At 59.7% G+C, this 11,738-nt stretch carries 11 protein-coding genes; 3 read left to right on the top strand and 8 right to left on the bottom strand.

Annotation, left to right across the window (positions count from 1 at the left end; all coding sequences use genetic code 11):
* Positions 1-85: 85 nt before the first annotated feature.
* The 5 genes from AD928_RS12390 to AD928_RS12370 form a co-directional block, all read right to left on the bottom strand.
* Positions 86-727, bottom strand: a complete 642-nt coding sequence (locus AD928_RS12390) for a nicotinamidase (RefSeq protein WP_062250901.1) — start codon at positions 725-727, stop codon at positions 86-88.
* A 36-nt stretch (positions 728-763) separates the two neighbouring features.
* Entirely contained in the window at positions 764-2,095 is a 1,332-nt protein-coding gene (gltX, locus tag AD928_RS12385) for a glutamate--tRNA ligase (RefSeq protein ID WP_043553638.1), read from the bottom strand.
* A gap of 60 nt (positions 2,096-2,155) precedes the next feature.
* Positions 2,156-2,563: a hypothetical protein gene (locus AD928_RS12380; RefSeq protein WP_061502067.1), complete on the bottom strand. Its 408-nt coding sequence runs from the start codon at positions 2,561-2,563 to the stop codon at positions 2,156-2,158.
* On the bottom strand, positions 2,560-3,762 hold the full coding sequence (locus tag AD928_RS12375; protein ID WP_082779365.1) for a nicotinate phosphoribosyltransferase: 1,203 nt from the start codon (positions 3,760-3,762) through the stop codon (positions 2,560-2,562). Before AD928_RS12375 ends, AD928_RS12380 begins: the two co-directional genes overlap by 4 nt.
* A 106-nt stretch (positions 3,763-3,868) precedes the next feature.
* Positions 3,869-5,248 carry a class II 3-deoxy-7-phosphoheptulonate synthase gene (locus AD928_RS12370; protein ID WP_062250900.1) on the bottom strand — a complete coding sequence of 460 codons (1,380 nt, stop codon included), beginning with the start codon at positions 5,246-5,248 and terminating at the stop codon, positions 3,869-3,871.
* Positions 5,249-5,663: 415 nt separating this feature from the next.
* On the opposite strand from AD928_RS12370, the gene AD928_RS12365 reads away from it, so the two are divergent.
* The gene (locus tag AD928_RS12365; RefSeq protein ID WP_043553642.1) at positions 5,664-6,056 is read left to right on the top strand and encodes a hypothetical protein; all 393 of its coding nucleotides are present in this window, start codon (positions 5,664-5,666) and stop codon (positions 6,054-6,056) included.
* Between the two features lie 48 nt (positions 6,057-6,104).
* Here AD928_RS12365 and AD928_RS12360 read toward each other — a convergent pair whose 3' ends face one another.
* Entirely contained in the window at positions 6,105-6,707 is a 603-nt protein-coding gene (locus AD928_RS12360; protein ID WP_082779368.1) for an IMPACT family protein, read from the bottom strand.
* Positions 6,708-6,952: 245 nt separating this feature from the next.
* On the opposite strand from AD928_RS12360, the gene uraD reads away from it, so the two are divergent.
* A complete protein-coding gene (gene uraD, locus AD928_RS12355; protein ID WP_062250899.1) occupies positions 6,953-7,489 on the top strand; it encodes a 2-oxo-4-hydroxy-4-carboxy-5-ureidoimidazoline decarboxylase in 537 nt (178 codons plus the stop codon).
* 118 nt (positions 7,490-7,607) lie between these two features.
* A complete protein-coding gene (locus tag AD928_RS12350; protein WP_156470197.1) occupies positions 7,608-7,985 on the top strand; it encodes a hypothetical protein in 378 nt (125 codons plus the stop codon).
* A gap of 5 nt (positions 7,986-7,990) precedes the next feature.
* On the opposite strand, the gene AD928_RS12345 is transcribed toward AD928_RS12350, so the two are convergent.
* Together AD928_RS12345 and ppdK are read right to left on the bottom strand one after the other, a co-directional pair.
* The gene (locus tag AD928_RS12345; RefSeq protein WP_062250898.1) at positions 7,991-8,818 is read right to left on the bottom strand and encodes a pyruvate, water dikinase regulatory protein; all 828 of its coding nucleotides are present in this window, start codon (positions 8,816-8,818) and stop codon (positions 7,991-7,993) included.
* Positions 8,819-8,877: 59 nt separating this feature from the next.
* Positions 8,878-11,547: a pyruvate, phosphate dikinase gene (ppdK, locus tag AD928_RS12340; RefSeq protein ID WP_062250897.1), complete on the bottom strand. Its 2,670-nt coding sequence runs from the start codon at positions 11,545-11,547 to the stop codon at positions 8,878-8,880.
* Between the last annotated feature and the right edge of the window lie 191 nt (positions 11,548-11,738).

Genomic DNA, 11,738 nt, shown 5'->3' with positions numbered 1-11,738 from the left:
CGGCCAGGAGCTGGGCATACGCTTCGTGTCAGGCGGGAGCACGCCGTATTCCAGCTGTGCCGTGTGGGAGCCAGAAAGGCAGCCGTTAGAGGCGAGGCATGAGGGGGGCGGAAGAACACAGCATTACGCCAGCGTCTTGCAGCCTGACGAGAATTGGCGTGAGGTCTGAAGCAATGCCCCGGCAGGCGTCTGTAATGACCACAGTCTGAAAGCCTGCTGTGCGGGCATCAAGCGCGGAAGCCTGCACGCAGTAATCAAGCGCCAGTCCGCACACAAAAACCCGGGCAATGCCGTGATGCTGTAACAGGGTGGCTAGTGATGTTCCCTGCGCGTCTCTCCCGCCAAACGCGGAGTAACTGTCCTGATCGGCTTGCGTGCCTTTGAAAACAGCCAGTGTGTTGGCGGGGAAGGTCAGGTCGGCTGCCAGTGCGGCACCCTGCGTGTGTGCGATGCAATGGGGCGGCCATTTGCCAGCCGGGGTCGCTGTTTTAAAAGAGATGTGCTGCGCCGGGTGCCAGTCCTGCGAGGTGACAATCAGGCCAAAAGGGAGCCGGAGCAGCTTTCGGATAACGGGCAGAATGGCATCGCCTTCAGGCACGGCGAGCGCGCCGCCGGGCAGAAAATCATTCTGCACATCAATAATCAGCAGCGCATCCGACGGGCTGGGTATCAGGCTCGTCGAATCGGGTGCGGATGTATGCAGAAGAGGGTGGGAGCCTGATGTCATGGGACACATCCTCTTCTGCAGGAGCCTTGGTAGGCTTCAGGCGTTTCCGGGAACCAGACGGGAGAGCGCGCGGGCGCGGCCAATCAGAGGCAGCAGATCGCTGAGTTCCGGGCCATGTTCCTCACCCGTCAGAGCCAGACGAAGCGGGCGGAACAGAGCTTTGCCGGAACGGCCTGTCTGCTCACGCAGAGCGGTCGTCCAGGCTTTCCATGTTGTGGTGTCCCACGGTTCCGCAGGCAGCAGGTCAGCTGCCTGCTTCAGGAAGTCCTGTTCGTCTTCCTGCACGGGCGGGATCAGCGTGCCATCGGTCACGGTGTGCCACAGGCGCGCTTCGGACAGCAGATCGAGATTGCCCCGTATGGCCAGCCAGAAGGCTTCGGTCGCACCTTCCGGCAGACGGTCCTTCACGGCGTCAAACGGAAGCTGGCCCAGCAGCTTGTGGTTCAGCCCCAGCATCTGGTGCGTGTCAAAGCGCGCAGCAGAGCGGGAGATGTGAGAAATATCGTACACCGCAGCCTGCTCGGCAAACGGCAGCAGAACCGGATCATCCGAGCTGCCGAGGCGGGCCAGATAAGAAATCAGCGCTTCGGCTTCAATGCCATCCTGCCGGAGGGTGCGCAGAGAGAGCGCATCAAAGCGTTTGGAGAGCTTGCCGCCGTTTTCATCCAGCAGCAGCGGCAGATGGGCAAAGCGGAAATGGTCGGGGCGGGCACCGAGGGCTTCTGCAATATCAAGCTGCACGCCGGTGTTGGTCACATGGTCTTCACCACGGATAATGTGCGTGACGTCTGTTTCCAGATCATCCACCACAGAGGCCAGCGTGTAGAGCACGGTGCCATCGGTGCGGACCAGAACCGGGTCGGACACGGATGGCAGTTTGACCTGACAGTCACCCATCACCAGATCGCGCCAGCGGACAACCGTATCGGACAGTTTGAAGCGCCAGTAAGGCACCTTGCCGTTGGCTTCTGCGGAGGCACGCTGCTCTGGCGTCAGCTTGAGCATGGCGCGGTCATAGACGGGGGCGCGGCGTTGGCGGATCTGCGTTTCCCGCTTGGCGGCGAGTTCATATTCGCTTTCAAAGCAGGGATAGAGGCGGCCAGAGGCCTTCAGCTTCTTGATAGCCTGCGCGTAGCGGTCCAGCCGCTCGGTCTGGCGGAAGGTTTCATCCCACGTAATGCCCATCCACGTCAGATCCGTGCGGATGGCCTCAACGTGGCTCTCGCGGGACCGCTCGGTGTCCGTATCATCAATACGGAGCTGAAAGCTGCCGCCGTGGCGGCGGGCAAACAGAGCATTAGCAAGAGCAAGACGGGCATTGCCGACATGCAGCATGCCGGTGGGGCTGGGCGCAAAACGAAGCTTCATGGGGTCTCTATGCCGTGGGCAGAGGCGAAATACCAGCCTCCGCCAGAGTGTAGAATGGGTTTAGTGGAAAGAAGGCTCTTCCGGCTCGCCGGGCAGGTCCTCGTCGGCGTCTTCATCTTCCACCAGACGGCGGGGGTCCAGAGCGCGCCAGTCGCGTTCCATGGGTGTGGCGCGGGTGGCGGCAAAGTCATCCAGTTCGTTGGCGGAAGACCAGCCACTGTCTCCGGCATCAATCACAAGGGCGTCTTCCCCAAAGCTCATCCAGGCTGTCAGCACATCCTTGGCGGAGGAACCGGGCATACGGCACCGCTCCACGCTGTCCCGCACATAGGTGCGGGCAAAGGCGTTAGCGTGGGCCAGATCATGAAAGCCGCCGACTTCTTCAGAAATATTATCTTCCGCACCGCCGGACAGATCCAGAATGCGCACGCGCCACGTTTTGTCCTCGGGGGAGGGGGTGTCCGTCATGCCTCTTTGCCTTTCTGTGTCTTCTGTGCGGACGGGAGCAGAAACTCACGCCCGATTTTTACGCGTTCCACGCCGTTATAGGAGACAATATCGGCTGTGGCGTAGGTTTCGTTCCATCGGTCAGGGATGAAAGATCCGGTGCCGACAATATCAATGGGTGCCCGCGCATCCGCCATACAGGCGCATTTGGTCACGCCAAAGCCAGAAGACGCGATGATCTTCACCTGCGGGAAGCCCGCCTCATCCAGCGCATCCCGCATCCGCCAGACGGCAGCAGCGGAGACGCCGGTGCCAATCAGATAACGGAGTTCGGAATCTGAGCGGTAGCGGCGCAACGACTCCGGTGCGTGCCGGTCCAGCACGGCGTACGAGAGTTGCGGGTTTAGTCCTTCCAGAAAGCGGCCGCCGTGGGTGTCCAGCCGCATGGCCAGACGCCCTTCTGCCGCAAGGTGCGGGAAGCGACGGCAGACGGCCAGTGCATCCGTAATTTCCTGCCCGAAATAGTCCACCAGCACGACCAGCGTCGCGTCGGGATACATCTCGTGGAACATTTCCGCTGCACGAACAGTCGAGCCTGCATAGCCAATCAGGGCGTGAGGCATGGTGCCTGCGCCGTCTCTGGTGCCGAAAAAGGGGGCTACGGCGTCATTCGCGGTACCAACAAAGCCCGTCGCGCCGTCGCGCTGTGCGGCACGGCCACCAACGGAAGCGGCATAAGCCATGAGTTCCTGCATCTCGAACCCGGCACAGTGGCGGGCATCCATGGCCAGAAATCTGGTCTGGGGTAAGGAAATAGCAATCTGATAAGCCCGATGGGCTGCAACGCACGGGCTGCCGAGTTTTTGCAGCAGCAGCGTTTCGAGGTCTGCCAGATGGGTGAAGGAGCCGGTGATATAGACCAGCGGTTCCCCCGCGCCAACCCAGTCACCTTCCGGGTGGACCAGATCAACCGAATAGGGGCTGTTGCGTTCCGCCATGACGTTTTTCAGCCATTCCAGCATCAGCCCCGGTGCGGAAATGACCGGACGGCGGATGAAGAAAGCATACGTCACCTGACAATCGCCAAAATGGGAGACAATTTCCCGCGTGCGATTGAAGTAGGAATCCGTCCGCGCATGAATGGTCGCGTCGGGCAGCGGGGCCGATGTGTAAGCCGTTGTCAGGCCGGGCGCATCCGTGCCCTGGGGGGAATGCGTCATACTCTCAGCGCTCCGTTCCGGTTTTTGGTGCACGGATGATGGTCTGTCCGAGGGGCGCGGTAAAGACACCCCCCGGTTCTGTGATCACAGACCAGTCAGTCAGATTTTAGCGTTTGCCTGTCAACTCTTCCGCCAGCAGGAAAGCGATTTCCAGAGACTGTTCCGCATTCAGGCGCGGGTCACAGAAGGTCTCGTAGCGGCTGCCCAGGTCATCTTCCGTCAGGCAGTTTGCACCACCCACGCATTCCGTCACGTTCTGGCCCGTCATTTCCAGATGCACGCCACCGGCATGCACGCCTTCAGCCTTGCTGACATCAAAGAAGCCTTTGATTTCCTTCATGATGGCATCAAAAGAGCGCGTCTTCACCTTGTGGGAGGTGGAGATGGTGTTGCCGTGCATCGGGTCTGTCAGCCAGGTCACGGTGCGGCCCGTGCCTTTCACAGCGCGCATCATCTGCGGCAGGTGGTTGCCCAGCTTTTCAGCGCCCATGCGGGAGATCAGAGTAATGCGCCCGGCTTCATCCTGCGGGTTCAGGATTTCCAGAAGCTGTTCCAGATCGTCAATGGTGGTGGTGGGGCCAACCTTGATGCCGATGGGGTTGCGCACGCCACGCAGGAATTCCACATGCGCGCCGTCCGGCTGGCGGGTGCGGTCACCAATCCACACAAAATGTGCGGAGCAGTCATACCATTCGCCAGATGTGGAATCGATGCGGGTGAGCGCCTGCTCATATGGCAGCAGCAGGGCTTCATGCGAGGTGTAGAATTCCGTCTCATCCACCTGCGGGGCGGAGGCTGCGTCAATCCCGCAGGCCTGCATGAAGGAGAGGGTTTCGCCAATCCGTTCGGCCATCACGCGGTAGCGGTCTGCCAGCGGAGAGCGTTCCACAAAGCCCAGATTCCAACGATGCACTTCATGCAGGTTGGCATAGCCCCCACGAGAGAAGGCGCGCAGCAGGTTCTGGATGCCGGTGGACTGGAAGTACCCGGTTTCCATACGCAGCGGGTCCGGGATGCGGGCTTCAGCCGTGAATTCCGGCCCGTTGATGATGTCGCCACGGTAGGACGGGAGCGTCACATCACCCTGCTTTTCCGTGTCGGAGGAGCGCGGCTTGGCAAACTGGCCAGCCATACGGCCCAGCTTGATGACCGGCACTTTGGCACCAAAGGTCAGCACAACCGCCATCTGCAGCAGAACGCGGAAGGTGTCGCGCACCACATCGGCTTTGAACTCACCAAAGCTTTCCGCACAGGCACCGCCCTGCAAAACAAAGGCTTCACCCTTGGCGGCTTTTGCAAGCTGCGCACGCAGGCGACGTACTTCACCAGCAAATACCAGCGGCGGGTAGGAACTCAGGCGGCCTTCGACCGTCTTGACGGCGTCCTGATCCGGATAGGTGGGCATCTGCCGGACTGGAAACGACCGCCAGCTATCCGGCATCCAGGCTTTAGACGTCGGGTGGGGCTGGTTGAGCGAGGCACTCATGGGTCGATCCTGTCTGTTCATACTGGAGATAAAAAAGGGAAGGCCTGATGGAAAAAGGAAGGGCCTTACACGTTCAGTAAGCGTGAAGGGGTGCCTTTATGTCTAAAACCGCCGCAATACGCAAATTTTCTTAAGGGAAAATGGGATCGTTCTTTAATGACTGCAATACGTATTGCGTATGGGGAATGGCGCCCGTGTGGCTGGCGTATGGCTGTTTCGGGAGTGAACCGGAACGGCAGACTTCCAATGTTTCCAGCATGATAGCTCTGGTCTGGCAGGCGGTGGGCCGCAGAACAGGATGTGATGAAAGCTGATTGGATTTTTTCGCGGGTTGGTGCGATACTGAGAACTTGTCGCCCGCGCCAGTGTCTCTGAGTGCAGGTTATGGTTCATTTCTTTCGCGGGGTGACGCGCAATGGCGCAGCTGCGTAAACCATCTTTACTTCTGCTCACCGGGCTTTGCCTTGGTTTCAGTCTGGCGACGGGCCTGTCCGCTGCTCATGCTGACCCGGCACTGACGCCTGATGACAACATTTCCTTCGGGGATGATGCGTCTTCTCAGTCCGGCAAGAAATCTGCCGAAAAAAAGACTGTGCATGGTCACCGTAGCCTGCCGCCGGGCTATCAGGATGCGCCGTCCATGGAATTCAATCACGGCGCTGACCCTGACCATCTGGCAAAAGTGCATCGTGATGCCGTGACGGGTTCTGACCTGTCCCGCTATGGCTCTGCGTATGAAAGCAGTGGCCCTTATGGCTCTGGCCAGCTCGGGGATTCCACCGGGAACGGCTGGGTTACGCCCCGCTAATCCGGTTACGGCGTGAAGCCTGCCTGCATAGAAGTGCGGGCGAGGCTTCTAGTCCTCCTCCACGACGGCCACTGTGGTCTGGCCACTGGTTAAATCCTGAATGCGATGTGTGATCATCTCCTGCTGTTCCGCAGGCAGGGTGAGCACAATCTGTGCACCCGTGCTGTCAAATTCAGGGGGTGCGCTCTCTGTTCCCGTCCAGTCCTGCATGCGGGCCTGCATGAGGGACAGAAGCGAAAACGGGCAATGAAAACTGAGCCGGATACGCTCAATCAGCTCTTCTTTCGGGGCTTCCCGCAAACATTCGGCTGCTGTGCCGCCATAGGCGCGCACAAGGCCGCCCGCGCCAAGCTTGACCCCGCCAAACCAGCGCGTGACGACGATGGCGACAAGATCCAGCTTTTGCGCCGTAATCATCTGTAAAATAGGACGCCCCGCCGTGCCGGAGGGCTCACCGGCATCATGGCAGCGGCAATGCGGCCCAACCTGCCAGGCCCAGCAATGGTGAGTGGCGTCCGGTTCTGCTGCGATAATGGCTGAAATAAACGCGTTTGCATCTTCAATAGTGTGCACAGGTGCAGCATTGGCCACAAACCGGCTTTTTTTGATCTCCCGTTCCAAGGTGTACGGGCCGGTGAGTGTTTCCGTCATGGCGCGCATGATAAAGGGCCAGCCAGAGGGCCGACAAGGCCCGTGCAGGCGAAAAATCAGGCATTTAAAGGGCATATGTCGCGTCGTGCATGCTGTGCATGAACGATAGGTGCTGGCAGGCGTTGTTTGTTCTCCCTTAGCCTCCCATCTTGGTAGGGACTGCTTCAGGCCGGGTCTGCACCGGATGGGGAAGAATGGAATATGCCAGACCTGCCAGAGCAGGACTGAAACGGAGACATATCTGTATGAACGAGTCCGTGATGCGCGTGATCAACGCCATGAGCCGCTCTGAGTTTGTTGCGACATTCGGGTCTGTTTTCAAAGACGCCCCCTGGGCAGCGGAAGAAGCCTATGAATGCCGGCCGTTTTCAGACTATTCGGGCCTGAAAAGCACGATGATGGCTATGGTGCGTGGCGCACCGGAAGAAGCACGCCTGCGGGTTCTGCGGTCTTATCCGGGGCTGGACAGTGTGGTGGCGGTGGCCTCTCCGCGTGAGCAGATTATCTCCGGCACAACCGCGCCTGCGGGGCTGGATCAATTGTCGCCTGAAGAATTTGCGCAGTTCCGTTCCCTGAACAAGTCGTATCATGAACGGTTTGATATGCCCTTCATTCTCTATGCCGAGGGCAACACGGCGGAGGGTGTGATGAAGCTGCTGGAACAGCGCCTGCGGCATGAGCCGGAAGTGGAAGAGGCTATTGCGTTCCGGGAAGTCGGGCGCTTTGCAGATCCTGAGCTTGAAGCCATTTTCCAGAAGCTGGCAGCAAAAGAGAGCGACTGATCTGCGGAATCGCCTCCGGGCGGTTATGTGCTATGGCGCTCCTGCATTGCGCACTGGCTTAAAACCGGGCAAAGATCGGCAGGTTTGAGGCAGTTTGGACGCGGGAGGTCAACGCGCTATGGCACAGTGGTTCCGTAAAGGGTGTGTTCTGTTTGCTGGTCTGTGGACTGTTGCTTTGCCAGTGCTGACAGTCTCTCCCGCTCTGGCGGATGATGACGATGACGGCGGTGAAGAAGGCCATAAAGGCCCGGATATGCACCATCTGGCCGCCAAGCCGCCGCTACCACGTGCGCATAAGGATTTCAGCAAGTTCCGTTACCGCCCGGCAGGGGACAAGGTGCAGGAACAGGCTGACGCTAACCGCCTGCTGTTCTGGACTCAGGACGGCAAGCCTGATGGCTATGCCGAACGCCGGGGCAGCAGCATTATTTATTACAATGCACAGGGGCAGGCCATTCGCGTGCAGCGACTGGAAGCGTCCGAACTGGAAGACTGAACAGCTTATTGAGGCGTCGTCAGATCCAGAATGGAGGCTGACGTCTCCTCAATAGAGCGTCGGGTCACGTCAATAACCGGCCAGTTATGGTGCCGGCACAGGCGGCGGGCCCAGCGCAGTTCTTCCTGCACTTTTTCCAGATCGATATACGCGTAGTCCGCTGAGGGCTCGATGTGGCGGCTGTTCGGCATCATCTGGGAAAGACGGGTCCGGCGGATTTCGATCAGCGTTTCCGGGTCGATCGTCAGACCAATGACCGGACATTTCAGCTTGAACAGAGCTGGCGGTGGCTCAATGCCCATGACCAGGGGGATATTGGCGGCTTTGATGCCGCGGTTGGCCAGATAGAAACAGGTTGGCGTTTTGGAAACACGCGAGACCCCAACCAGCACCAGATCAGCGTCGTTCAGGTCATCTGTTTCCTGCCCGTCATCATGGGCCAGCACATAATGCATGGCCTCAATCCGCTGATAATAATTCTCGTCCATAATATACTGGCCGCCGGGATGCCGGGTGGCGGTCTCGCCCGTTTCTTCAGTCAGGAACGTCACGGCATTATCCAGTACGTCCAGCAGGCGCACCTGAAGACTGGCGCAACCGGCTTCCATATCGTCCTGCAAGGCCGGGTCCGTCAGGGAAGACATGACCGGTCCACGGTCCAGCGCGATATGGCGCAGAACGCGGCGGAGCTGGAGGCGCGAGCGGATCAGGTTCCAGTGGCGCAGCCGGACATCGGTGTTGGGAAACTGGGCAATACAGGCCCGTGCGACAGCATCCAGCGTCTGGCCAGTGGCTTCAGAAACAAGATGAAGGGTTATGGTATTTTGCTGCATGTCTGGTCACACAAGGCCGTGGCTGCCCCCTGTGAAGGAGGCAGCCACGCTTTTGTTGTTCAGGCTTTGACAGCTTTACGCGCAGCCAGAGCGGCCTGTGCGCTCGCCAGCCGCGCGACGGGTACTCGGAAGGGAGAGCAGGAGACGTAGTCCAGCCCAACGGATTCAAAGAACGAGATGGAGAGCGGGTCACCACCATGTTCCCCGCAGATGCCCAGCTTGATATCCGGCTTGGTGGCACGGCCTTTTTCAACGCCCATGCGCACCAGAGCGCCAACGCCTTCCTGATCAATGGAGATGAAGGGGTCCTGCGGGAGCAGCCCTTTTTCCACATATTCAGGCAGGAAGGACCCGGCATCATCACGGGAGAGGCCGAGTGTCGTCTGCGTCAGATCATTGGTGCCGAAGGAGAAGAAGTCGGCGCTTTCCGCAATCTTGTCTGCCGTGATGGCTGCACGCGGCAGCTCGATCATGGTGCCAATGTGATAGTCGAGCGTTGCGTTCTGTTCTTTCAGAACGGACGCAATCACGGCTTCGCTAGCTTTACGGACCAGATCCAGCTCGGCTTTGGTGCCAACAAGCGGGATCATGATTTCCGGGATCACTGCCTTGCCGGTTTCCTTGGAGACGGCCAGAGCGGCTTCCGTAATGGCCCGCACCTGCATGGCGTAGATTTCCGGGTAGCTGATGCCCAGACGGCAGCCACGATGCCCCAGCATCGGGTTGGATTCGGAAAGCGCTGAGCGACGCGCGCGCAGAGCTTCCACATCCTGACCCAGAGCCTTCGCAACGTCTTTCAGTTCCGCTTCTCCATGCGGCAGGAACTCATGCAGCGGCGGGTCCAGCAGACGGATGGTGACGGGCAGCCCGGCCATGATACGGAACAGAGCGGCAAAGTCGTCCCGCTGGAACGGCAGTAGCGCACCGATCGCTTTGGCGCGGGCGTCTTTTTCTTCCGTCATGATCATCTGGCGGACATGACCGATACGGTCCGGGCCGAAGAACATGTGCTCCGTGCGGCACAGGCCAATGCCTTCCGCACCAAAGCGGCGGGCCGTTTCGGCATCTTCCGGCGTTTCCGCATTGGCGCGCTCGCCCAGACGACGCACGGAGTCAGCCCAGCCCATCAGGGTGGAGAAGTCACCAGAGAGCGTGGGCGGAATGGTCGGCACGCGGCCCAGATAGACGGCACCCGTGCCGCCATCCAGCGTCAGCCAGTCACCCGCTTTAAGCGTGTGGCCGTTTACGGTCAGGGTCTGTGCTTTGTAATCTACCATGATGCTGCCAGCACCCGCGACGCAAACACGACCCATGCCACGCGCCACAACGGCAGCGTGAGAGGTCATGCCGCCACGGGTGGTCAGCACACCGCGGGCGGCGTGCATGCCGTGTACGTCTTCCGGCGACGTTTCGATACGGACCAGAATGACGTCCTCGCCCTTGCTGGCGCGGTCTTCCACATCTTCTGCGGAGAACGCGATCACGCCTGTGGCTGCACCGGGGGAGGCCGGCAGGCCACGAGCAAGCTGCTTGCGCTCAGCCTTGGGGTCCAGAACCGGATGCAGGAGCTGGTCCAGAGACGCAGGCGGCACGCGGGAGATTGCGTCTTCCTTGGTAATCAGGCCTTCCTGCGCCATGTCGATGGCAATGCGCAGCGCTGCGGCGGCCGTGCGCTTCCCGGAGCGGGTCTGCAACAGGTAGAGCGTATTGCTCTGCACGGTGAACTCGATGTCCTGCATGTCTTTGTAGTGGCGTTCCAGCAGGTCACGCACCTTCAGCATTTCCTGATAGGCTTCCGGCAGAGCCTTTTCCATCGGGTTCTGGTCAGGCGTTGCGCGTTCAGCCGCCATGGGCTGCGGGGTGCGGATACCGGCCACCACGTCTTCGCCCTGCGCGTTGATCAGATATTCGCCGTAGAACACGTTTTCACCCGTGGACGGATCACGCGTGAAGCAGACGCCGGTGGCGCAGTCTTCACCCATATTGCCGAACACCATGGACTGCACGTTAACAGCCGTGCCCCAGCTGGCCGGAATATCGTGCAGCTTGCGGTAGGTGTTGGCGCGCGGGTTCATCCAGGAGCCAAACACGGCGCCAATCGCGCCCCAGAGCTGGTCCTGCGGGTCTTCGGGGAAGGGTGTGCCGGTTTCATTCAGCACGATGTCCTTATAGCCCTTGAGGACCATCTGCCATTCTTCGGCTGTCAGCTGGGTGTCATCATGCTTGCCGAGTTCACGCTTGGTCTGTTCAAGCAGATCTTCAAAGCGATGATGAGAGACACCGAGCACGACTGAGCCGTACATCTGGATAAAGCGGCGGTAGCTGTCCCACGCGAAGCGGGAATCGCCGGAAGAGCGTGCGAGCCCTTCAACCGTCTGGTCGTTCAGGCCGAGGTTCAGCACCGTGTCCATCATGCCGGGCATGGAAACACGGGCGCCCGAGCGCACGGACACCAGCAGCGGTGCGTCCGCATCACCAAAGCGCAGGCCCATCGCCTTTTCCACGCGGGCCATGGCGTCATCCAGCTGCGCCTTCAGGTCATCCGGATACTTACGGCCATTTTCATAAAAGGCGGAGCAGACTTCAGTGGTGATGGTAAATCCGGGCGGCACCGGCAGGCCGATGTTGGACATTTCGGCAAGGTTCGCGCCTTTACCGCCGAGGAGATTGCGCATTCCGGCGTTGCCGTCGTTCTGGCCTGCGCCGAAACTGTAGATCCACTTGGTCATGTTGCCGTTCACTTTGTTGTTGCGAACGCAGAAGCCTTATTTACCCCGTACGAGAGGGGGAGGGGGAACTAACGGGAAAACAGGCAGGTCTGCGGTCGAAATTTTATTTTTATTTTGGACGACGAATTCCACCCCTTCGCTACCTGCTAGCATGGCGCAGATTTTTTGTCCGGGCAACGACTCTTTTTGGC

Source organism: Acetobacter cerevisiae (genome assembly GCF_001580535.1).
Classification (GTDB): Bacteria; Pseudomonadota; Alphaproteobacteria; order Acetobacterales; family Acetobacteraceae; genus Acetobacter; species Acetobacter cerevisiae.
This window is presented reverse-complemented; position numbering and strand designations above follow the sequence as displayed.

Bases quoted from the DNA above. Each gene is read 5' to 3' on its own strand.
- AD928_RS12360 (WP_082779368.1), bottom strand. From the start codon at position 6,707: ATGACGGAAACACTCACCGGCCCGTACACCTTGGAACGGGAGATCAAA.
- uraD (WP_062250899.1), top strand. From the start codon at position 6,953: ATGAACGAGTCCGTGATGCGCGTGATCAACGCCATGAGCCGCTCTGAG.
- AD928_RS12375 (WP_082779365.1), bottom strand. From the start codon at position 3,762: ATGACGCATTCCCCCCAGGGCACGGATGCGCCCGGCCTGACAACGGCT.
- gltX (WP_043553638.1), bottom strand. From the start codon at position 2,095: ATGAAGCTTCGTTTTGCGCCCAGCCCCACCGGCATGCTGCATGTCGGC.
- AD928_RS12345 (WP_062250898.1), bottom strand. From the start codon at position 8,818: ATGCAGCAAAATACCATAACCCTTCATCTTGTTTCTGAAGCCACTGGC.
- AD928_RS12365 (WP_043553642.1), top strand. From the start codon at position 5,664: ATGGCGCAGCTGCGTAAACCATCTTTACTTCTGCTCACCGGGCTTTGC.
- ppdK (WP_062250897.1), bottom strand. From the start codon at position 11,547: ATGACCAAGTGGATCTACAGTTTCGGCGCAGGCCAGAACGACGGCAAC.
- AD928_RS12370 (WP_062250900.1), bottom strand. From the start codon at position 5,248: ATGAGTGCCTCGCTCAACCAGCCCCACCCGACGTCTAAAGCCTGGATG.
- AD928_RS12380 (WP_061502067.1), bottom strand. From the start codon at position 2,563: ATGACGGACACCCCCTCCCCCGAGGACAAAACGTGGCGCGTGCGCATT.
- AD928_RS12390 (WP_062250901.1), bottom strand. From the start codon at position 727: ATGACATCAGGCTCCCACCCTCTTCTGCATACATCCGCACCCGATTCG.
- AD928_RS12350 (WP_156470197.1), top strand. From the start codon at position 7,608: ATGGCACAGTGGTTCCGTAAAGGGTGTGTTCTGTTTGCTGGTCTGTGG.